This window comes from Corynebacterium sphenisci DSM 44792, assembly GCF_001941505.1.
GTDB classification, from domain to species: Bacteria; Actinomycetota; Actinomycetes; order Mycobacteriales; family Mycobacteriaceae; genus Corynebacterium; species Corynebacterium sphenisci.
In genome coordinates this window covers 2,433,921-2,453,917 of sequence record NZ_CP009248.1, presented here as the reverse complement: position 1 = coordinate 2,453,917, position 19,997 = coordinate 2,433,921, and the positions used below count along the sequence as shown (strand labels likewise).

Sequence of the window (19,997 nt, the reverse complement as noted above, 5' to 3'; positions counted from 1 at the left end):
CCCTGCGGGAGCCGGCCCCGTGGCCCGCCGGTCAGCTGCGCCGGTGGCCCCGGATGCCCAGCAGGATGAGCACGACGCCGATGATGACCAGCAGGATCGGCGCGTACACGCTGGCGATCTTCAGCTGCTTCTTCGAGTCGCGGGCCATGGACAGCTGGTTGTCCTTGGTCTGCTCGCTCCACTGCGCCTCGAAGTCCATCGCGGTGCGGTTGCGGTTGGCCTCCTCGGCCTTGCGGCCCTCGCCGTGCGCGATGGCCCGGGCCTCGGCGTCGTCCTTGGCGTAGTACTGGAAGATGTGCTCGGTGCCGTTGACGATCATGCCGGTGGTCGGCTCGACGCGGACGGTGCGCACATTGGTGTAGTACCGGTCCATCTCGATCTCGTCATCGCCCTCCTCGCCCCAGAACGCGGCGGGCAGCTTCAGGCGCAGCGAGGCCATGTAGTTCTTGTCCGCCTCGGTGAGCTTGCGGCCCTCGGCGGTCTGATGCGCCTTGAACTGCTCGTAGAGGTTCACCGGCTCGATCTGCATCTCGTAGCGGTAGACGGTCTCGCCGTCCTGCTTCTCCTCGCCCATGAAGTCGATGTCCTGCTCGAGCAGGCCGACCACGTCGTAGTAGTCGTAGGACTTCTTCTCCGCGCCCAGCGGGAACTGGTACTGGATGCCCGGCCGGGTGAAGGGCCGCAGCTGGTCGCCGCCCGGCTCCTGCGGATTGGACATGGCGATGGTGGAGGTGGGCTCGTCCACCGGCCACTGGGTGGCCCGGTCCAGGGTGACCCGGTCCACGGAGGCGTTGATCAGGTTCTTCGGCTCATCCCGGTCCATGCGCAGGATGGTGGTGCCGACCTCGAAGGTGACCACCTTCGCGTCCGCCGGATCCTCCATGTGCACATGGCGCACCGACTTCAGCGGCACCTCGGTGTTGATGAAGCAGTGCATGGGCAGGTTGTCCTCGTCCGCGCACTCCGGGTCGTCCTTGGCCGGGGGCACCGGCTTGTTCTCGGCGAGGGCGCCGGAGTCGAGCAGCGCGCCCTCCCGGACGTCGGTGATGGTGGTGCTCTTGGTGTCCAGCGGCAGGGACTTCAGCTTGGGCACCAGGAACGTGGGCAGCAGCACCGCGATGACGATGAGGGCGGCGCCGACGATGATCGCGATATGCGACAGGGCTTTCTTGGCCATGGGGCGGTGACTATCCTTCCACGGGGGTATGTTCTCGGAGGAAACCTAGCAGGTTTCCCGCCGGGGGTGCGGTGATTTCCGGATAATATCCCGGCGCACCCCGGTCCCGGAACCCCGTGCGGGGGCGATGACCTGCGGATAACCTTTCAGAATGAGCATCGACGACGACCCCGGGAGGAGTGCCGTGACCCAGCCCGCCCAGCCCCCCGCCGGCCGGGTGCCGGAGCACCGGCCGGCCTTCCGCCCCGGGTTCCTGCCCGCCCTGGAGGGGCTGCGCGCGGTCGCCTCGATCGGGATCATCGGCACCCACGCCGCCTTCCAGACCGGGCATGACACCGGGGCGCTGTGGGAGCGGGCGCTGGGCCGCTTCGACTTCTTCGTCGCGGTGTTCTTCACCCTCTCCGGGTTCCTGCTCTGGCGCTCGCACCGCGGCGGCGGGGACTGGCGCCGCTACTACCGGCGCCGGGCCGCGCGGATCCTGCCCGCCTACTGGGTGCTGGTGCTGGTGGTGCTGCTCGTGCTGCCGGTCGGCGCCGGGGCGGGGCTGCGCGCCTGGGCGGCGAACCTCACCCTCACCCAGGTCTTCGTCGCCGAGGGGCTGCACGGCGGGCTCACCCACCTGTGGTCGCTGTCCGTGGAGGTGTCCTTCTACCTGGCGCTGCCGGCCTTCGCGATCCTGCTGCGCCGGCTGGACCCGGTGCGCCGGCAGGGGGCGCGGATCCTGGCCCTGGCGGGCCTGGCCGCGGCCAGCCTCGGCTGGGCCTGGCTGCCGCTGCCCTACCCGGAGGGGGTCAACCCGCATATCCAGCCGGCGGCGTACTTCTCCTGGTTCGCCGCGGGCATGGTGCTCGCCGAGGCGGAGTCCCTGGCCGGGCACCCGGATCCGGCGCGGCGGGCGCTGCTGGGCCGGCTGCGCCGGTATGCGGCGCGGCGCTGGGTCGGGCTGGGCCTCGCCGCGGCGGCGCTGCTGCTGGCCGCCCGCCTCGGCCCGGAGGGCCTGGTGGAGCTGACCCACTGGGAGTTCCTGCGCCGGCTGCTGTGCGGGCTGGTCTTCGGCGCCGGGATCATCGGCCCCTGGGCCATCGAACCGGCCTCCCGGGTGCTCGCCTCCGCCCCCATGCAGGCCCTGGGCCGCTGGTCCTACGGGATCTTCCTCTGGCATATGGCGATGCTCTCGGTGGCCTTCCCGCTGCTGGGGGTGCGCCTCTTCGACGGGCATCTGCCGGCGGTGGCGCTGCTCACCGTGGCGCTGACCATCCCGGTCGCCGCGGCCTCCTACGCGCTGGTGGAGGAGCCCGCCCGGCGCGCCCTGGGCAGGCACTGGGCGACCCCGACCAGCGCCAGCGCGGCCAGCGCGGCCAGCTGCAGCCACCAGGTGCCGGCCAGGTAGCCCTCGGCCGGCCAGGGCCGGTGCGCCGCGGCGACGCCGACCACCGCGAGCAGCGCCGCGCTCGCCGCGCCGAGCCCCGCCGGGGTGGGCCGGCGCGGCGAGTACCGGGTCAGCGCCGCCGCGGCGGCGCCGATGGCGGCGGTGAGCGCCAGGCCCGGCCAGCCGGCGAGCAGCGTCGCCGAGATCGCCCCGAGCGCCGCGGTCGCCGCCGGCGGCGGGCCCGCGGCCAGCCCCGCTCCGGCGGCCGGCGGATTCCCCGGCCCCGGCACCCGCCGGGCCAGGCCCGCCGCGACCAGGGCGAGGGCCGCCGCCAGCGCCCCGCCGCCGAGGATCCAGCCCCGCCAGGCGGCCTGCGGGGCGAAGTCCAGCTCCAGGGTGCCGGAGACCCCGGCGGGCACCACCCAGCCCTGCTGCCAGCCGTTGACGGTGATCGGGTCCAGGACGACCCCGCCGACCCGGGCCCGGGAGCCGGCGTTGACCGACACCGGCCGCCACAGGATCCGGGCGCCCCCCGCGGCGGCCAGCTCCGTCCCCGGCGGGGCCGGGCGCACCCCCTGGGCGGCCGCCGCCGGGGCGTGGAAGCCCGCGTCGGTGAGCGCCACCCAGCGCGCCGCGGAGGACACCCGGTGCATTCCGGCGGCCAGCTCGAGCTCCGCCCCGCAGGCCGCCGGCTCCCCGTCCACCCGGGTCCAGGAGTCGTCCAGCCCGGCGCGGCAGGCCGCCGAATCCACCCGCAGGGTGCGCTCCCCGGGCAGGGTGATCGCCCGGCGCAGGACGGTCTCGTCGATCTCCTGGCCGAGCACCCAGCGCCGGGCCCGCTCGGAGGAGTCCGGCACCACCGGCATCCGCACCGGGGTGATGTCCGCCCCGGCGGCGTCGCGCACCCGCGCCTCGGCGAGGGCGAAGCCCAGCGGCGCCCCGGTGGCGGTGATCCGCACCACCGGGGCCCCGGCGGGGCCCGCCCCGCCGGGCAGCTGCACCCGGGTCGGCTCCCCGGGGGTGAGCGCGGTGGAGGTCGAGGCGCCGCCGGCGCGCACCTGCACCCGGACCGGCACCCGGGCGGCGGTGAGCTCCACGCTGGCCGGGGCCGCACCCGCCGGCAGCGCCAGCTCCACCCACTCGGCCTGGCCGGTGCCGCGGGCCGGCTCCCACCAGGTGCGCGGGTCCCCGTCGACCAGGGCGCTCACCGAATGCTGCGGTTGGGCGCCGCCGAAGTTGTAGGGCTGGTCCGCGCTGGAGGAGGCCCGCACCGCGCCGCCGCCGACCCCGGTGACGGTGAGCGGGATCCCGGCGACGGGGTAGTCGGGCACCAGGTTCGCCACCCCGGTGTCCTCCCCGGGGGCGAGGATCCCGGTGACCGCGCCGACGACCTCCCCGTAGTTGCGGCCGCGCCGGGCGGGGGTGTCGGTGATCGTGCCGGCGCCGTCCCCGGCGAGGATCCGCACCGGGGCGTCCCCGTCGACCTCGTCGAGCCGGGGCAGCGCCTCGGGTCCGCCGGAGACCAGCGGCACCTGGTCGGCGTCGACGATCCGGGGGGAGAGCAGATCCGCCCCGGGGTCGGCGACCGCCCAGATCACGATCCCCCCGGTGGCGGCGCCCCGGCCGGGCCGGCCCGCCCCGGCCACCCCGGCCGGGCCCTCGGCCCCGGCGAAGTCGGCGACCGGCTCGATGCCGGGGGAGGCGGCCAGGGTGCGCTCCAGGGCGCGCAGGTCCCCGCTGCGGGTGGAGGCCCGGCCGTCGTGGCGGACCAGCACATGGCCCACCCCCTGGGCGCGCAGGGTGGCCGCCAGCGTGGCCGAGCCCCCCGCGGTGAGGGCGTCGCGCACCCCGTCCAGGCCCCGGATCGCCTCCGGCGGGGTCAGCGGCACCGCGTCGCGGACCGCCCAGGGGGTGCGCGCCAGCGGCTGCAGCGGTTCATCGCGGGTGAAGCCCCAGCGCTGGTCGGCGAAGGGCATCGCCGGCTCCACCAGGGTGCGCGACCCGGCGGCGTGGGCGGCCAGCCAGTCCGCGGCGGCGGCCCAGTGCCCGGGCACCTCCGCGAAGGGCTGCCCGGGGGCGAGCCGGCCGGACCAGGCCGGGGCGGTGGCCCCGGTGGCGGCGAGGGTGAGCAGCATCGCCGCCGCGGCCCGGCGGTGCCGCTCCGGGCGCAGCCAGGTCGCCGTGGTCCAGGGCAGCCGGCCGGCGAGGTGCGCCAGGCCCAGCAGCAGCGGGATGCGCAGCACCGGGTCGAGCTTGTGCAGGTTGCGCAGCGCCGCGGCCGGGCCGTCGAGCAGCTCCCGGGCGGGGTCGGCCAGGGGGCCGAAGGGGGTGGTCCAGGCGGACATGGCGACCAGGCCGAGCAGGGCCATCGCCCACCACAGCCGGCGCCGGGGCATGCTCGCCGAGGCCAGTCCGGCCAGGCCCGCGGCGGCCACCGCCGTGGTGGCCAGGATGAGGATCGGCTCGGCGACCAGGGCGTTGCCGCCGACGCGCTCCACGGAGACGAAGGGCGCCCAGGAGGTGGTGCCGCGCAGGGTCTCGGCGAGGTTCAGCCACCGGGTGGTCACCCCGGAGGACTCGATGTAGTCGGTGAAGGGCGGGGAGTACCGGCCGAGCAGCAGCAGCGGGCCCAGCCACCACAGGCTCACCGCGGCGCAGGCGGCCAGCCAGCCGCCGAGCATCGCCCACGCCCGGCGCCGGGCGGGGCCGAACAGGGCCGGGGCGAGCAGGATCAGCCCGGCGGGCACGCAGGCCGCGGCGGTGCCCACCGCGTTGACCGCCCCGGTGCCGAGCAGGGCGAGGGCGGACAGGCCCACCGCCCGGGCGGCGGCCGCCCGGCCCACCGGCCGGGCCGCGCCGACGACCCGCAGCAGCGGCAGCGCGATCCACGGCGCCAGCGCCACCGGCCACGCCTCGGAGGAGATCGCGGCCAGGGTGGTGAGCATCCTGGGGGAGAGCGCGTAGAGCGCGGCGGCGAGGATCCGCGGTGCCGGGTGGGCGCCGCCGATCCCGGCGGCCTCGGCGAGGCGGAGGAAGCCGGTGAAGGCGAGGCAGAGGGTGAGCGCCCACCAGGCGGATTGCACCAGGGCCATCGGGGCGTGCCCGCCGGAGAGCAGATCCGCGGCGGCGAAGAAGGCGCCCTGCGGGAAGAGGTAGCCGTAGGCCTGGTTCTGCAGCTGGCCCAGCGGCAGGGTCTCCGACCACATGGTCAGGGAGCGGGCGAGCAGCCCCAGCGGGTTCTCGGTGAGGTCGTGCTTGGTGTCGGCGACCACCCGGCCGGGCGACTGCAGCAGGGCCAGGGCGCACAGCAGGGCCCACCAGCCGAGCAGGCCCCGTCGGGGGAGCACCCGGATGGTGGGCTCCGGTGCCGCCGCCCGCGCCCCGGCGGGCGTGGCGTCGGTCATGGAGTGCCGGTCAGCGCTCGCCGTACTCCGGGCCGCCGAGCAGCGCCTTGTCCTGGGAGACCGCGGCGGCCTCGGGCAGCTCGGTCTGGTAGGCGGCGTTCGCGGCGGTGAGGATCAGCGCACCTCCGAGGAGGGCGCCGACGACGGCGCTGGCCAGGGCGGGGCCCAGGCTCCGGCGGGGCTCCGACTGGTTCTCGTGGGGCATACAAGGCTCCTGGTTGCTTCGTGCGGGGGCGCGGCGCCTCCCGCGGTGGCGGCTGGGGCCCGGGATGGTTGCCCGGGCGAACGGATTCGACTGTAGACCACCGGCGGCCGCCGGCGGGGGGTTTCGGGGGGAATATCCGGCCCGTCCGCGCCCGCGGCCCAGCGTAGCGCGCCGGGCCCGGGGCGCGGAAGCCTAGGCCGGCGGGGGCACCACCAGCACCGGCAGCCCCGATTCGCGCAGCACCGCCTCCGCGGTGGAGGCGGTGAGGATGCCGCGCAGCCCGCCGTGGCCGCGGGTGCCGCAGACGATGAGGTCCGCGCCGGTGGCCTCCGCGGCCTCGACCAGGGCGACCCATACCGCGGAGGCGGACTCCACCGGCAGCGCCTCGGCGGCCAGGCCCCGCTGCCGGGCCCGGGCCACCCCGGCGGCGCAGGTGGCCGCGGCGCGCTCCCGGGCCGGGTCCGCCCCGCCGGGGCCTCGGTGGTGCAGCGGCTCCCAGACGGTGACCACATGCGCCGCGGCCGGGTCCAGGCAGGCCGCGGCATGGTCCACGGCGCGGTCGGCGTGCGCGGAGCCGTCGTAGGCGATGATGATTCTCGGGCCCATCGGGGCGCTCCTGTCCTGTGCTCGGGGTCAGACGTCGATCGGGGGGTGCAGCCGGGACATGGTCCAGGTGCGGTCCCGGGCGGCGGCCACCGCGGTGATCGCCAGGGAGCCGGCGATGACGGCGAGCACCGCGGCGATGGAGATGCCCAGCCGGGCGTCGTAGGTGCCGTACATCACCTGCCGGAAGCCGCTCACCGCGTAGGTCATCGGCATGAAGGGGTGGATCCAGGACAGCAGCTGCGGCTGGGTCTCCACCGGGTACATGCCCCCGGAGGAGACCATCTGCACCATGAGGAAGGACAGCGAGGTCACCCGGCCGGGCCCGGGGCCGAGCAGGGCGTGCAGCATCTGGTTCACCGCCCCGTACATCAGGGCCACCAGGATCGCGAAGGCGAGCACCGCGAGCACCGAGGCGGGCCGCAGCGGGGTGACCGCCATGGTGATGAACACCACCGCCAGCGCCTGGCAGAAGGAGATGATCCCGCCGGGGACGAACCCGTCCACCGCGGCGCGCAGCGGGCTCACCCCGGCGCCGATCTGGCGCTGCTGCAGGGGGCGCAGCACCAGGAAGATGACCAGGCCGCCGACGTGCAGCGCCATGGAGAAGAACAGCGGGGCCAGGCCCGCGCCGAAGGTGTTGTCCCCGGCGGTGTTGTTCTCGTGCACGCCCACCGGCCCGCCCATCACGCTGGCGAGCTGCTGCCGCTGCAGCGGATCCCATTTCGGCACCTGCTCGGCGCCGTCGCGCAGCCGGGTGGCCAGCTCCCGGGCCCCGTCGGCCAGGCGCACCGATCCGTCCTTGGCGGTGCCCAGGCCCTCGTCGAGCCGGTTGCCGCCGTCGAGCAGCTGCGCGGCGCCATCGTCGAGCCGCCGGGCGCCGTCGGCGAGCTGCGCGGCGCCGTCGTCGAGCTGGGTGGCGCCCTCGTCGAGCCGGGTCACCCCGTCGACCAGCCGGTCGATCTGATCGGAGTTGCCGGCCAGCGCGCCGAGGCCGGCCTGCAGCGGGCTGGCCGGGTCGTTGAGCTGGTAGTCCAGTTCCCCGGTGGTCTTCGCCGCATCCCGGATCTCGGCGAGCAGCGGCGAATCCGGGCCGATCCCGGTCGCGGCGAAGCCGTCGGCGAGGCGGTCGAGTTCGGCGACCGCGTTCTGCACGGCGGGTTCGTTGACCCCGCGCAGCTGGTCGGCCAGTGCCCGGATCCGCTCCGCGGAGGCGCCCTGCGCCCCGGCGGCGGCCTCCGCCCCGGAGGCCACCCCGCGCATCCCGTCATTGGCGGCCTTCGCCGCCGCCCCGGCGGTCTCCACGGTGCCGGTGAGCGCGGCGGCGTCGTCCTGCAGCTGGGCGAAGGAGCCGGTGGCGGCGGTGACCTCGGCGCGCAGCTGCCCGGTGCCCTCGGCGAGTTGCCCGGTGCCCTCGCGCAGCCGGCCGACCCCGTCGACCAGGGCGGTGGTGCCCTCCTTGTTGCGGGCGAGCCCGTCGGCGAGCTGCCCGGAGCCGTCGGAGAGCTCGCCCAGGCCATCGCGCAGCTGGTCCGCGCCATCGGCGAGCTGCCCGGCGCCGTCGGCGGCCATGGACACGCCCATCCCGGCGTTGAGCATGCCGACGAGCAGCTTGTCCACCGCCTGGGAGCCGATCCGCTCGCCCACGGTGGCGAGCACCACCCGCATCGCGTTCTCCCCGATCACGGTGGACAGGTAGCCGTTGCGGTCGTTGTACACCGCCTGCAGGGTGGCCTGCCGGGGGGCGTCGCCGGCCGGGGAGGTCACCGCCTCGGAGAAGTCCTCGGGCAGTTCCACGGAGAAGTAGTAGGTGCCGTCGCGCACTCCCTCGATCGCGTCCTGCCGGGAGACCAGGTGCCAGTCCAGGGACTCGTTGTCCACCATGCCGCGGGCGACCTCGTCGCCGGCGTTCATCGCCCGGCCGTCGACGACCGCGCCGCGGTCGGAGTTGACCAGGGCCACCGGCAGATCGGCGAGGTTGCCGAAGGGGTTCCAGAAGCTCCACAGGTACAGCGCCGAGTACAGCAGCGGCATCAGGGTGATGGACACCAGGGTGGCCTTGCCCATCTTCGAGCGCATGAAGCGGCGCAGTTCGTTGCCCGCCTTCATCGAGGGGATCATTCGGCGTACTCCTTGACCATCTCGTCGAGTTCGGCGTCCCCGATGCCCCAGTCGAAGGGGGTGATGTGCGAGGCGTCGGTGTCCAGGCGGACCTGCCGCTGCGGCGGCACCAGGGCGTGCGGCAGCGGGTTGACCGCGTTGATCACCACCGGGATCCGGTGGGAGAGCTCGACCAGCCGGGTGAGCAGGATGATCCGCTCGTCGAGCTCGTGCACCTGCTCCAGGTCGTCGACGATGAGCAGGCCGATCTCCCCGCCGTGGGCGGGGTTGAGCGCCATCGCGATCCGCAGCAGATGCCGGTCCAGCCCGGGCAGCTGGGAGACGTAGGCGTCCAGCGGGGGCAGCGTCCGGGAACCGTAGAGCTCCCCGGCGAGGTCGGCGAGGTAGTCCTCGTCGACGCTGCGCGCCCAGCGCCACACCGGCTGCGACCAGTAGCGGTGCTCGGTGAGCACCCGGCCGACCCGGAGGTCCCGGTCCAGCAGGTCGATCTGGTCCACCCCGGCGATGGCCACCCGGCGCCGGATCGCGGCCCGGCCGGTCTCGCCGAGCACCATCAGCCGGCCCTCGGTGGGCCGCATCCGGCCGGCGATGGTCAGCGCCAGGGCGGTGCGCCCGGAGCCGCCGCGCCCGGAGAGCACGGTCACCCCGGTGGCGGGCACGGCGACGTCGATGGGCCCGTAGACCCGGCCCTCGGCGGCGGTGACGCCCAGGCCGCGGGCGAGCACCGCGTACTCGTCGTGGGTGCCGTCCATCAGCCCGGTCGCGTCCCGGTCGCCGCCGCGGCGGCGGCCCAGCCCGGTCAGCCGGGTCAGCGGCCCCGGGGCGCGGCGGCGCCGCCGCCCCGGTTCGGCCGCCAGATGCGGGTTGCCGGCCGGGGCCTCGGCGGCGTCGGCGGTGTGGCGGGGCGCCTCGTCGGCGGGGTGCTCGGGCATGGGGATCCTCCAGCGGGGATATGCGCGTGGCGCACCCGGTGGGGCGCGCCGGGTCACGGCGAAGGGGATATTACCCGACCAAAACGTGATACCACCGTGACGGGTGTGATCCATGGTACGCAAGTGACGGGGGAGGCCGGGATGCCCGCGATCATCCCGGCGCCCGCCGCCCGCACCCGCTACATCGCGATCGGGGGATGCAGGCGTTGCATCGTCCACACCCGATCCCGGCGGGCGGCCAGCGCGGTGAGCGCCACCGCCCCGGCGGTCACCGCCAGGCAGGCCACCACCGCCCCGGCCATCCGCGGGTCGTAGTCGCCGTAGAGCACCTGACGCAGACCCTGCACCGCGTAGGTCATCGGCATCAGCGGATGCAGCCACTGCAGCGCCGTCGGCTGGGTCTCCACCGGGTACAGGCCCCCGGAGGAGACCACCTGGATCATGAGGAAGGCCATCGCCGCGACCTTGCCCGGCCCGGCGCCGAGCGCCACGTTGAACATCTGGTTGATCGCCATGAACATCACCGAGACCACGATCCCGAACAGCGCCAGGCCCGCCACCGTCGCCGGCCGCAGCGGGGTGACCAGCATCGTGGTGCCGAAGATGACCAGGGTCTGCGCGATCCCGATCACCGCCGCCGGGACCAGCCCGTCGATCGCCGCGCGCAGCGGCGGCACCCCGGCGCTGACCGCCCGCCGGTGCAGCGGGCGCAGCAGCAGGAAGGCGATGATCCCGCCGATGTAGAGCGCCAGGGTGAAGAAGAACGGCGCCAGCCCGCCGCCGAAGGAGTTGTCCCCGGCGTCGTTGGTGGAGGACACGTCCACCGGCCCGCCCATCACCGTGGACACCCGGCGGCGCTCGTCCTCGGACCAGGAGGGCACCTGCTCGGCGCCCTCGGCCAGGCCGGTGGCCAGCTCATGGGCGCCCTCGCGCGCGGTGCCCAGGCCCGCGTCCAGCCGGCGGCCCCCGTCGAGCAGCCGGGTGGCCCCGTCATCGAGCTGGGTGGCCCCCTCGTCCAGCTCCGCGGCCCCGGCGGAGAGCCGGCCCACCCCGGCGTCCAGCTCCGCCGCCCCGGCGGCCAGCCGGTTCGCGCCCTCGTCGAGCCGGTTCACCCCGTCGACCAGCTCGCCGAGCTGATCGGTGCCGGCGGCCAGCGCCTCGATCCCGCCGCGGTACTCCGCGGCCGGGTCGTTGAGCTGCCGGGAGAGCTCCCCGGTGCCCGCGGCCAGCGCGTCCACCCCGGCCACCAGCGGCGAGGCCGGGCCCACGCCGAGGGCGTCGAGCCGATCCGCGGCGGCGTCCAGATCCGCCGCCGCCCGCCGGGAGGCCGGATCCGGAAGCAGCCGCAGGCCGGCGGCGATCCGGCGGATCTCGGCGGTGCCCATGGACTGCGCCGCCGCCGCGGAATCCACCGTGGACTTCAGCTCGCCCACCCCGGAGTCGATTCTCGCCGCCCCGGCGCCGAGTTCCGCGGTGCCCTCGCGGAGCCGATCCGCCCCCGACTGCAGGGCCGCGATGCCCTCGGCCCTCGAGTTCACCGCCGCGGCGAGTTGCCCGGTGCCGGCGGTGAGCTCCCCGGTGCCCTCCACCAGCCGGGAGGTGCCGTCGGCGAGCTCGCCCACCCCGGAGCGCAGCTCCCCGGTGCCGGCGGCCAGCCGGCCGGTGCCGTCCTTGGCCTGGGTGAGCCCGTCGACCAGCTCCCCGGAGCCCTCGTGCAGCTTCCCCAGGCCCTCGTCGAGCTCCCCGGCGCCCTCGGCGGCCCGGGACAGCCCCATCCCGGCGTCCACCATGCCGACCAGCAGCTTGTCCACCGCCTCGGCGCCGATCCGGGAGTCCACCGCGTTGAGCACCTCGCGCATCGCGTTCTCGCCGATGATCGTGGACAGGTAGCCGTTGGCGTCGTTGTACACGGCGTTGAGCGTGGCCTGCCGGGGGTTGTCCGACATCGGCGAGGCCACCGCCTCGGAGAAGTCCCCGGGCAGCTCCACCGCGAAGTAGTAGGTGCCGTCGTGCACCCCGCGCATCGCCGCGGCGTGATCCACCTCCGCCCAGCGCAGCGAGCCGTCCTCGCGCAGGCCCGCGGCGACCTCCGCGCCCGCGTCCAGCCGCTCGCCGTCGACCTCGGCGCCGCGGTCGGAGTTGACCAGCGCCACCGGCAGGTTGGCCAGGTTGCCGAAGGGGTTCCAGTAGGACCACAGGTACAGCGTCGAGTACAGGATCGGCATGATGCAGATGGCCGCGATGGCCACCTTGGTCATCCGCAGCCTCCCGAAGCGACGCAGCTCGGTTCCGGTGTGCAGCAGCGCGATCATCGGCGGATCTCCTTCAGGCGGGCGAGCAGCCGGCGGTCCACGCCGGTTTCCGCGGGGTCGAGGTGGCGGGCGGTGATCTCCAGGTCGGCGACGTGGATGGCCGGCAGGATCTCCTCCGGCGGGGCGACCGCGGAGGTCACCGCCACCGGGATCCGCTCGGCGATGCCGAGCAGCCGGCTGAGCAGCGCCAGGCGCTGCCCGGGTTCGTGGATCTGCTCCAGGTCGTCGACCACGAGCAGCCCGATCTCCGCCCCGTCGGCGGGGTGCAGGGCCAGCGCGATGCGCAGCAGATGCCGGTCCGCGCCGGTGAGCTGGGAGACGTAGGCGTCCAGCGGGGGCAGCGAGCGCGGCCCGAAGGTCTCCCCGGCCAGCTCCGCCAGGTAGTCCTCGTCCGGGGCCGGCACCCGCCGCCACCAGCGGGAGGTCCACGCCCGGTGCTCGGCGAGCACATGGCGCACCCGCACGTCCCGGTCGAGCAGGTCCACCTGCTCCACCCCGGCGATCGCCACCCGGCGCCGGATCGCCCGGGTGCCGGTTTCGCCGAGCACGGTGAGCTCCCCGGAGTCGGGGCGCATCCGCCCGGCGAGGGTCAGCGCCAGGGCGGTGCGCCCGGAGCCGCCCCGGCCGGTGAGGATGGTCAGCCCGGTGCCGGGGACGTCGACGTCCACCGGCCCGTAGACCGGGCCCTCCTCCCCGGTCATGGCCAGGGCGCGGCCGGTCACCGCCGGCGCGGCGCCCTCCGGGTCCTCCGGGGCGTCATGCGCCGCGGGGGCGTCGGGGGCGCCGGGGTCGGGCCGGTCGTCGAAGGCCTCGGGTGCGGCATGCCGGGGCGTGGCGTCCATGCGGGTCCTCGCTGTCGTCGTCTCCCGCGCCCCGGCCGGGCATCGGCGCGGCGCGGGCGCGGTCTGGGTGGGCCGGTGACCCGGGTGCGGCGGCGGCCGTGACCTGGGCCCGATCCCGAAAATACGCGGGTGCCACCAACAATCCCAATCCGGGGCGCCCGGCGCCGGCCCGGGCGCGGGGCAGGGGAGGGGCGCGGACATGCGCGGGCCCCGTCCGCGGAACGCCGCGGACGGGGCCGGTGGAGCCGATGACGGGAATCGAACCCGCGCTGCCTGCTTGGGAAGCAGGAGTTCTACCATTGAACTACATCGGCGCGCCGGGGGCGCGGCGGGCGCCCCCTGCGCCATTAATGTAGCACCGTCCACCCGGGCGCGGGCAAAGCTCCAGGTGGACGGGGCCGGACGGGGCCCCCGGGCCGCCCCGGGGGTTAAGGTGGAGCCGTGCTGCTCTCCGATCGCGACATCCGCGCCGCCCTGGCCGCCGAGGGCGCCGAGCGCCTCGGCATCGACCCCCTGGACCCCTCGATGGTCCAGCCCTCCTCCGTCGACGTGCGCCTGGACCGGTTCTTCCGGGTGTTCAACAACTCCCGGTACACCCACATCGACCCCGCCCAGCCCCAGGAGGAGCTCACCAGCGCCCACGAGGTGCCCGAGGGCGAGGCCTTCGTGCTGCACCCCGGGGAGTTCGTGCTGGCCGCCACCCTGGAGCGCTTCGACATCCCCGCGCATCTCGCCGGCCGCCTGGAGGGCAAGTCCTCCCTGGGCCGGCTGGGCCTGCTCACCCACTCCACCGCCGGGTTCATCGACCCCGGCTTCAGCGGGCACATCACCCTGGAGCTGTCCAACGTCGCCAATCTGCCGATCGTGCTGTGGCCGGGGATGAAGGTCGGCCAGCTGGCGCTGTTCCGGCTGAGCTCCCCGGCGGAGACCCTCTACGGCTCCGGGGCGCTGGGCTCGAAGTACCAGGGCCAGCGCGGGCCCACCCCCTCGAAGGCGTACCTGAACTTCCGGAACTAGCCCGGCGGCGGCGCCCCGCGCCCCCCGATTGCGGTTGCCCGCGGGCCCCACCCTGTAGCCTTACCCCCGAAAACGATGCTCACCGGCGCTGCCGGGAACCCGCCCCAGGGGGTACACCGTGATCCGCTTCGACTCCGTCGCCAAGACCTACGGCGAGTCCGTGGCCGTGGAGGACTTCTCGCTCGACATCGAGGAGGCCGCGATCACCGTCCTCGTCGGCTCCTCCGGCTCCGGCAAGACCACGCTGCTGCGCATGATCAACCGGATGGTGGAGCCCACCTCCGGCCGGGTGCTCATCGACGGCCGCGACGTCGCCGAGCAGGATCCGGTGCGGCTGCGCCGCGGCATCGGCTACGTCATGCAGAACGGCGGGCTGCTGCCGCACCGCACCGTGGTGGACAACGTCGCCACGGTGCCCCTGCTCACCGGCGCCGGCCGGGAGGCCGCCCGCGCCCGCGCCCGGGAGCTCATCGAGCTGGTCGGCCTGGACGTCGACGCGGTCGCCGGCCGCTACCCGGCGCAGCTGTCCGGGGGCCAGCAGCAGCGGGTCGGGGTGGCCCGGGCGCTGGCCGCCGAATCCGGGGTGCTGCTCATGGACGAGCCCTTCGCCGCGGTGGACCCGATCGTGCGCCGGGATCTGCAGGAGGAGGTGCGCCGGCTGCACCGGGACCTGGGCCGCACCATCGTCTTCGTCACCCACGACATCGACGAGGCCCTGGGGCTGGGCGACCGGGTGGTGCTGCTCGGCGACCGGGGCCGGATCGCCCAGGTCGGGGCGCCCGCGGATTTCGTGGAGCGCCCCGCCGACGATTTCGTGGCCCGGTTCATCGGCGTGGACCGGCGCCGGCTCTCCGTGGCCGGGGACCGGGTCGTCGACCGCGGCGGCCGGGTGGTCGGCATGCTCGACGACGCCGAGGGCGGCGGGGGCGCGCGATGAGGCTGGACTGGATCCCCGCCAACCGGGAGCTGATCGGCGGCCTGGCCCTCGACCACCTGGCCCTGGCGCTGCCCCCGGTGCTGGCCTCCCTGCTCATCGCGGTGCCCCTGGGCTGGGCCGCGACCCGGATGCCGCGCGGCGGCCCGGCGGTGGTCACCACCGCCGGGCTGCTCTACGCGATCCCCTCCCTGGCCCTGTTCGTGGTGCTGCCCCCGGTGCTGGGCACCTCGGTGCTCTCCCCGCTCAACGTGGTGGTGGCGCTCACCGTGTACGGCACCGCGCTGCTCACCCGCACCACCGCGGACGCCTTCGGCGCCATCCCGGCGGCGGCGGTGGACGCGGCCACCGCGGTGGGCTACGGGCCCGCCCGCCGGGTGCTCGCCGTGGAGCTGCCCCTGGCCGGGCCGGTGATCCTCGCCGGGGTGCGGGTGGTCTCCGCCTCCTCCATCTCGCTGACCTCGGTGGGCGCCCTCATCGGGGTGCCCGGGCTGGGCTACCTGTTCACCGACGGGTTCAACCGCTCCTTCCCCACCGAGATCCTCACCGGGGTGCTGGCCACCGTGGTGCTCGCGGTGGCCGCGGACCTGCTCATCGTCGCCGTCGGCCGGCTGCTGCTGCCCTGGCGGGCCGTCGCCGGGAAGGGGGCCTGAGGCCATGGCCGAGCCCATCCTGGCCGGGGCGTGGTCCTGGCTCACCGACCCGGCGAACTGGTCCGGGCCCGGCGGCATCGGCATGCGGATCGCCGAGCACCTCGGCTACACCGCCGCGGCGATGGCGGTGGCCTGCGCCATCGCCATCCCCCTGGGCACCTGGATCGGGCACACCGGCCGGGGCCGGACCACGGCGGTGGCGCTCACCGGGGCGCTGCGCGCGCTGCCCACCCTGGGCCTGCTCACCTACCTGGCGCTGACCCTGCCCGGCGGGGCGACCGCCCCGATCATCCCCGCGATCGCGGTGCTGGTGCTCATGGCGGTGCCGCCGGTGCTCGCCGGCACCTACTCCGGGTTCGAGTCCGTCGGCGCGGACACCGTCGACGCCGCCTACGCGGTGGGCCACTCCACCCGGCAGGTGGTGCTCGACGTGGAGTTCCCGCTGGGCCTGCCGGTCATCCTCGGCGGGGTGCGCTCGGCGCTGCTGCAGGTCATCGCCACCGCCACCGTCGCCGCCTACGTGGGCCTCGGCGGGCTGGGCCGGTACCTGCTGGACGCGCTGGCGGTGCGCGACTACGGGATGATGCTCGGCGCCGCGCTGCTCATCGCGGTGCTCGCCCTGGTCGTGGACCGGGCGGTGGCCGCCGCCGCCACCCGGGCCCGCCGGCGCAGCCGGCGCGAGCCGAAGGAGGACCCCCGATGAACGCCCGCATCACCCGCCGCGGCTTCCTCGCCGGCGCCGGCCTGGCCGCCGCCACCGGGCTGGCCGGCTGCCTGATCGACCCGGCGAACCCGGCCAACCGCAAACCCGGGCAGATCCGGATCGGCTCGGCGATGTTCCCGGAATCGGAGATCGTCGCCCGGATCTGGGCGCTGGCCCTGGCCGACTCCGGCCGGGACGTGCACGTCATCCCCCAGATCGGCTCCCGGGAGGTGTACCTGGCGGCACTCGCCGAGGGCGCCATCGACCTGGTCCCGGAGTACTCCGGCAACCTGCTCGCCCACTACGGGGAGGTGCCCGCCGGCGCCGACGAGGCCGATATCCTCGCCGCCCTGCGCGCCGCGCTGCCCGGGGGCTTCCTCGCCCTGGACGCCGCCCCGGCGGAGTCCAAGGACGCCTACCGGGTCACCCGGGCCACCGCCGAGGAGCTGGACCTGACCAGCCTCGCCGATCTCGCCGCCGCCGCGGAGGCCGCCGGGCCGCTGAGGATCGGCGCGCCCCCGGAGCTGGCGGAGCGGCCCTATGGCCCGGACGGGCTGATCGGGGTCTACGGGGTGGCCCCCGGGGGCGTCGAACTGGTCGGCTACGGCGACTCCGGGGGCCCGCTGACCCTGCGCGCCCTGCTCGACGGGGCGATCGACCTGGCGAACATCTACACCACCTCGCCCATCCCCGGCCCCGACGGCCGGCCCGCGGACCTGGTCACCCTGGCGGACCCGGAGCGCCTGATCCCCCCGCAGAACGTGGTCCCGGTGGCCCGGGCCGCCGCGGTGGACGAGGCCGCCCGGGAGGTGCTCGCCGGGGTCAACGCGCGGCTGACCACCGAGGATCTGGTGGCGATGAACCAGCGCAGCTCCGGGGTGGAGAAGGCCGGGGCGGACCGGATCGCCCGGGACTGGCTGGACGGCGCGGCCCCGGGGACGGGCCTCGGGTAGCGGGGGCGGGCCCGCGGCCCCATAATCCGGGTCATGCGGATGAGCGTGATCGGGACCGGGTACCTGGGGGCGACGCATGCGGCGGGGATGGCGGAGGCCGGGCACGAGGTGCTCGGCGTCGACGTCGACCCCGCCCGGGTGGCCGCCCTGGCCGGGGGCGAGGCCCCCTTCCACGAGCCGGGGCTGCCGGAGCTGCTGCGCCGGCACGTCGCCTCCGGGCGGCTGCGCTTCAGCACCGACCCCGCCGAGGCCGCCGAATTCGCCCGGCTGCACTTCATCGCCGTGGGCACCCCCCAGGTGAAGGGCTCCCATGCCGCGGACGTGCGCCACGTCGACGCGGTGGTGGAGGAGCTGGTGCCCCGGCTGCGCGGGGAGCATGTGCTGCTCGGCAAGTCCACGGTGCCGGTGGGCACCGCCGCCCGGCTGCAGGACCGCGCCGACGCGCTCGCCGCGGCCGGCGCGACCGTGGAGGTGGGCTGGAACCCGGAGTTCCTCCGGGAGGGCCGGGCGGTGGCGGACACGCTGCGCCCGGACCGGCTGGTGCTCGGCGTGGACCCGGACCGCGGCGGCGCCGCGGAGGCCGCCGCCCGGGAGTGCTACGCCCCGCTGCTGGCGGCGGGCATCCCGCTGCTGGTGCTGGACCTGCCCACCGCGGAGCTGGTGAAGGTCGCCGCGAACGCCTTCCTGGCCACCAAGGTCAGCTTCATCAACGCCGTCGCCGAGGTCTGCGAGGCCGCCGGGGCCGATGTGGTGGAGCTCTCCCGGGCGCTGGGCCACGACCCCCGGATCGGGGCGCGCTACCTGCACGCCGGGCTGGGCTTCGGCGGCGGCTGCCTGCCCAAGGACATCCGGGCGTTCATGCACCGCGCCGGGGAGCTCGGCGCGGACCAGGCGCTGGCGCTGCTGCGGGAGGTCGACGCGATCAACATCCGCCGCCGGGAGAAGGTCGTCGGCATGGTCAAGGCCGCCTTCGGGGGGCTGGCCCTGGGCCGGCGGGTGGCGGTGCTCGGCGCGGCCTTCAAACCGGATTCCGATGACGTGCGCGACTCCCCGGCGCTGTCCATCGCCGGCCAGCTCGCCCTGGCCGGTGCCGAGGTGCGGGTGCATGACCCGGAGGCGATGGGCAACGCCCGCCGGGTGTTCCCCACCCTGGACTACCGGGACAGCGTCGGGGAGGCGGTCGCCGGCGCGGAGCTGGTGGTGGTGGCCACCGAATGGCGGGTGTTCCGGGAGCTGGACCCGGCCGCGGTCGGCGCCCTGGTCGCCGAGCGCCGGGTGCTCGACGCCCGCAACTGCCTGGATGCGCCGGCCTGGCGGGCCGCCGGCTGGGAGGTCACCGGGCTGGGGCGCTAGCCCCCGGGCGGCCATGCGCCGTGAGCGCGGCGATCGCGGTGGTCACCGGCACCGCCAGGGTCAGCGCCAGGGCGCCGACCACGGAGCGCAGCAGCTCGGTGGCGACCAGGTCGGAGGTGAGCACCTGGGTCAGCGGCCGGTCCGCCACCGACAGCAGCAGGGTCATCGGCAGCGAGGCGCCGACGTAGGCCAGCAGCAGGGTGTACACCATGGAGGCGATGTGGTCCCGGCCCACCCGCATCGCCGCGGCGAAGAGCCGCCACGGCCCGGCCGCCGGGTTCGCCTCGGCGAGCTCGGTGACCGTGGAGGCCTGGGCGATGGTGGCGTCGTTGAGGGCGCCGAGGGCGCCGACGATGAACCCGGCCAGCAGCAGCCCGGTGACGCTCACCGTGGGCAGGTACAGCTGGATCAGCAGGTTCGAGTCATCGGCCAGGCCGCGCACGTCGGCGGTGGCGATGGCGGCGTGCGCCAGGCCCGCGGCGGCGCTGAGCGAGAACAGGGTGCCGCCGAGGGCGGCCCCGGTCTTCCAGTTCACCCCGTGCACCAGCAGCATCACCGGGATCATCGCCGCCGCCCCGGTGACCGTGGCCAGGGCCACCGGGGGCCCGCCGCGCAGCAGCGCGGGCACCAGGAACAGCCCCACCACGGCCAGGGTCAGGCCCAGGCCGAGCACGGCGCGCACCCCCCGCCAGGCGCCGACCAGGACGATGCCCGCCGCGGTGGCGGCCAGCCAGGCCCACATCGCCGGGCCGCGGGCGATGTCCAGGAAGCCGTACCGGTTGCCGCCCGGGCCGGGCTGGAGGGCCAGCACGATCTCGTCCCCGGCGGCCAGGTCCGGGTCCCCGGCCCGCCCGGAGGTCTCCAGCAGCGTGCGCCGGCCGGCGTCCGGGCCGGCGGTGAGCGCCACCACCGCCGCATCGCATTCCGGCGGGGCGAGGCCCTGCCCCGGCGCCGGCGGGGCGGGCACCGGGTCCACCCCGGGGGCGGGGGTGGCCCCGGGCGGCGGGGCCATCGGGCGCGGGTCGGCGCGGAAGCCGGGCGCGGCCGCCGGCGCCGGGTCCCCGTCGAAGACCGCCCCGGAGTCCGGGGAGCCGCAGGGGCCGCGGTCGACGCGCAGCACCCGGCCGGCGACGGCCTCGGCGGAGATGTTCTGGGAGCCGGTGAACCCGGGCTCCGCCGGCGGGGCCGCCCCGCGCGGCCAGAGCAGCACCAGCCCGGCGACGGTCGCCGCCGCCGCCAGCGCCAGCGCCACCAGCAGCGCCCGCCGCCAGGCGCGCACCCGCCGCGGCGGGCCCGCGGGGTCCGCCGCCGGGGCGGGCGCCGGGGCGGCGCCGCCATGAGAATGCCTGCCCATCGCAGTGCCCTCCCTCATCGGGGCCGGGCGGCGTCGCGCCGCCGGGCCGGTGGAAACCCCGCCCC

General features: G+C 75.9%; 16 protein-coding genes and 1 tRNA gene. 7 read left to right on the top strand and 10 right to left on the bottom strand.

Translation table 11 applies throughout. The features are described from left to right. Nucleotides 1-31 precede the first annotated feature (31 nt). Entirely contained in the window at nucleotides 32-1,177 is a 1,146-nt protein-coding gene (gene pgfA / locus CSPHI_RS11170; protein WP_075693329.1) for a cell envelope lipid trafficking protein PgfA, read from the bottom strand. 151 nt (nucleotides 1,178-1,328) lie between these two features. On the opposite strand from pgfA, the gene CSPHI_RS11165 reads away from it, so the two are divergent. Beyond that, nucleotides 1,329-2,567, top strand: a complete 1,239-nt coding sequence (locus tag CSPHI_RS11165; RefSeq protein ID WP_084210398.1) for an acyltransferase family protein — start codon at nucleotides 1,329-1,331, stop codon at nucleotides 2,565-2,567. Here the strand turns inward: CSPHI_RS11165 and CSPHI_RS11160 are convergent. The 8 genes from CSPHI_RS11160 to CSPHI_RS11125 all read right to left on the bottom strand — a co-directional run bounded on the left by CSPHI_RS11160 (nucleotide 2,453) and on the right by CSPHI_RS11125 (nucleotide 13,279). After that, complete coding sequence (locus CSPHI_RS11160; protein WP_075693327.1) at nucleotides 2,453-5,950, bottom strand: alpha-(1->3)-arabinofuranosyltransferase domain-containing protein; 3,498 nt, start codon at nucleotides 5,948-5,950, stop codon at nucleotides 2,453-2,455. The genes CSPHI_RS11165 and CSPHI_RS11160 overlap by 115 nt on opposite strands. A 10-nt stretch (nucleotides 5,951-5,960) precedes the next feature. Further along, entirely contained in the window at nucleotides 5,961-6,155 is a 195-nt protein-coding gene (locus tag CSPHI_RS11155) for a DUF2613 domain-containing protein (RefSeq protein ID WP_075693326.1), read from the bottom strand. 192 nt (nucleotides 6,156-6,347) lie between these two features. Next, complete coding sequence (locus tag CSPHI_RS11150) at nucleotides 6,348-6,761, bottom strand: universal stress protein (RefSeq protein WP_075693324.1); 414 nt, start codon at nucleotides 6,759-6,761, stop codon at nucleotides 6,348-6,350. Between the two features lie 27 nt (nucleotides 6,762-6,788). Further along, complete coding sequence (locus CSPHI_RS11145; RefSeq protein ID WP_169840411.1) at nucleotides 6,789-8,867, bottom strand: YhgE/Pip family protein; 2,079 nt, start codon at nucleotides 8,865-8,867, stop codon at nucleotides 6,789-6,791. 8 nt (nucleotides 8,868-8,875) lie between these two features. Continuing rightward, nucleotides 8,876-9,811 (bottom strand): P-loop NTPase family protein, encoded by a 936-nt coding sequence (locus tag CSPHI_RS11140; protein ID WP_245803313.1) that lies wholly within the window; start codon nucleotides 9,809-9,811, stop codon nucleotides 8,876-8,878. A gap of 179 nt (nucleotides 9,812-9,990) precedes the next feature. After that, nucleotides 9,991-12,123: a YhgE/Pip domain-containing protein gene (locus CSPHI_RS11135; protein WP_075693320.1), complete on the bottom strand. Its 2,133-nt coding sequence runs from the start codon at nucleotides 12,121-12,123 to the stop codon at nucleotides 9,991-9,993. Beyond that, complete coding sequence (locus CSPHI_RS11130; RefSeq protein ID WP_075693318.1) at nucleotides 12,120-12,965, bottom strand: ATP-binding cassette domain-containing protein; 846 nt, start codon at nucleotides 12,963-12,965, stop codon at nucleotides 12,120-12,122. The genes CSPHI_RS11135 and CSPHI_RS11130 overlap by 4 nt, the downstream gene beginning before the upstream one ends. 240 nt (nucleotides 12,966-13,205) lie before the next feature. Further along, nucleotides 13,206-13,279: transfer RNA gene (locus CSPHI_RS11125), tRNA-Gly, on the bottom strand. A 127-nt stretch (nucleotides 13,280-13,406) separates the two neighbouring features. On the opposite strand from CSPHI_RS11125, the gene dcd reads away from it, so the two are divergent. The 6 genes from dcd to CSPHI_RS11095 all read left to right on the top strand — a co-directional run bounded on the left by dcd (nucleotide 13,407) and on the right by CSPHI_RS11095 (nucleotide 18,578). Beyond that, nucleotides 13,407-13,982: a dCTP deaminase gene (gene dcd, locus CSPHI_RS11120; RefSeq protein WP_075693316.1), complete on the top strand. Its 576-nt coding sequence runs from the start codon at nucleotides 13,407-13,409 to the stop codon at nucleotides 13,980-13,982. A gap of 118 nt (nucleotides 13,983-14,100) precedes the next feature. Then, nucleotides 14,101-14,919: an ABC transporter ATP-binding protein gene (locus tag CSPHI_RS11115; RefSeq protein ID WP_075693314.1), complete on the top strand. Its 819-nt coding sequence runs from the start codon at nucleotides 14,101-14,103 to the stop codon at nucleotides 14,917-14,919. Then, nucleotides 14,916-15,569, top strand: a complete 654-nt coding sequence (locus CSPHI_RS11110) for an ABC transporter permease (RefSeq protein WP_075693312.1) — start codon at nucleotides 14,916-14,918, stop codon at nucleotides 15,567-15,569. The genes CSPHI_RS11115 and CSPHI_RS11110 overlap by 4 nt, the downstream gene beginning before the upstream one ends. Before the next feature lie 4 nt (nucleotides 15,570-15,573). Further along, nucleotides 15,574-16,272 (top strand): ABC transporter permease, encoded by a 699-nt coding sequence (locus CSPHI_RS11105; RefSeq protein WP_075693311.1) that lies wholly within the window; start codon nucleotides 15,574-15,576, stop codon nucleotides 16,270-16,272. Next, entirely contained in the window at nucleotides 16,269-17,225 is a 957-nt protein-coding gene (locus CSPHI_RS11100) for an ABC transporter substrate-binding protein (RefSeq protein WP_075693309.1), read from the top strand. Before CSPHI_RS11105 ends, CSPHI_RS11100 begins: the two co-directional genes overlap by 4 nt. Nucleotides 17,226-17,258: 33 nt before the next feature. Continuing rightward, nucleotides 17,259-18,578 (top strand): UDP-glucose dehydrogenase family protein, encoded by a 1,320-nt coding sequence (locus CSPHI_RS11095; RefSeq protein ID WP_075693307.1) that lies wholly within the window; start codon nucleotides 17,259-17,261, stop codon nucleotides 18,576-18,578. On the opposite strand, the gene CSPHI_RS11090 is transcribed toward CSPHI_RS11095, so the two are convergent. Beyond that, on the bottom strand, nucleotides 18,559-19,932 hold the full coding sequence (locus tag CSPHI_RS11090) for a YibE/F family protein (RefSeq protein ID WP_075693305.1): 1,374 nt from the start codon (nucleotides 19,930-19,932) through the stop codon (nucleotides 18,559-18,561). The genes CSPHI_RS11095 and CSPHI_RS11090 overlap by 20 nt on opposite strands. Between the last annotated feature and the right edge of the window lie 65 nt (nucleotides 19,933-19,997).

Bases quoted from the DNA above. Each gene is read 5' to 3' on its own strand.
- CSPHI_RS11130 (WP_075693318.1), bottom strand. From the start codon at position 12,965: ATGGACGCCACGCCCCGGCATGCCGCACCCGAGGCCTTCGACGACCGG.
- CSPHI_RS11150 (WP_075693324.1), bottom strand. From the start codon at position 6,761: ATGGGCCCGAGAATCATCATCGCCTACGACGGCTCCGCGCACGCCGAC.
- CSPHI_RS11095 (WP_075693307.1), top strand. From the start codon at position 17,259: ATGCGGATGAGCGTGATCGGGACCGGGTACCTGGGGGCGACGCATGCG.
- CSPHI_RS11155 (WP_075693326.1), bottom strand. From the start codon at position 6,155: ATGCCCCACGAGAACCAGTCGGAGCCCCGCCGGAGCCTGGGCCCCGCC.
- CSPHI_RS11105 (WP_075693311.1), top strand. From the start codon at position 15,574: ATGGCCGAGCCCATCCTGGCCGGGGCGTGGTCCTGGCTCACCGACCCG.
- CSPHI_RS11145 (WP_169840411.1), bottom strand. From the start codon at position 8,867: ATGAAGGCGGGCAACGAACTGCGCCGCTTCATGCGCTCGAAGATGGGC.
- CSPHI_RS11110 (WP_075693312.1), top strand. From the start codon at position 14,916: ATGAGGCTGGACTGGATCCCCGCCAACCGGGAGCTGATCGGCGGCCTG.
- CSPHI_RS11090 (WP_075693305.1), bottom strand. From the start codon at position 19,932: ATGGGCAGGCATTCTCATGGCGGCGCCGCCCCGGCGCCCGCCCCGGCG.
- CSPHI_RS11140 (WP_245803313.1), bottom strand. From the start codon at position 9,811: ATGCCCGAGCACCCCGCCGACGAGGCGCCCCGCCACACCGCCGACGCC.
- CSPHI_RS11165 (WP_084210398.1), top strand. From the start codon at position 1,329: ATGAGCATCGACGACGACCCCGGGAGGAGTGCCGTGACCCAGCCCGCC.
- CSPHI_RS11100 (WP_075693309.1), top strand. From the start codon at position 16,269: ATGAACGCCCGCATCACCCGCCGCGGCTTCCTCGCCGGCGCCGGCCTG.
- CSPHI_RS11160 (WP_075693327.1), bottom strand. From the start codon at position 5,950: ATGACCGACGCCACGCCCGCCGGGGCGCGGGCGGCGGCACCGGAGCCC.
- CSPHI_RS11135 (WP_075693320.1), bottom strand. From the start codon at position 12,123: ATGATCGCGCTGCTGCACACCGGAACCGAGCTGCGTCGCTTCGGGAGG.
- pgfA (WP_075693329.1), bottom strand. From the start codon at position 1,177: ATGGCCAAGAAAGCCCTGTCGCATATCGCGATCATCGTCGGCGCCGCC.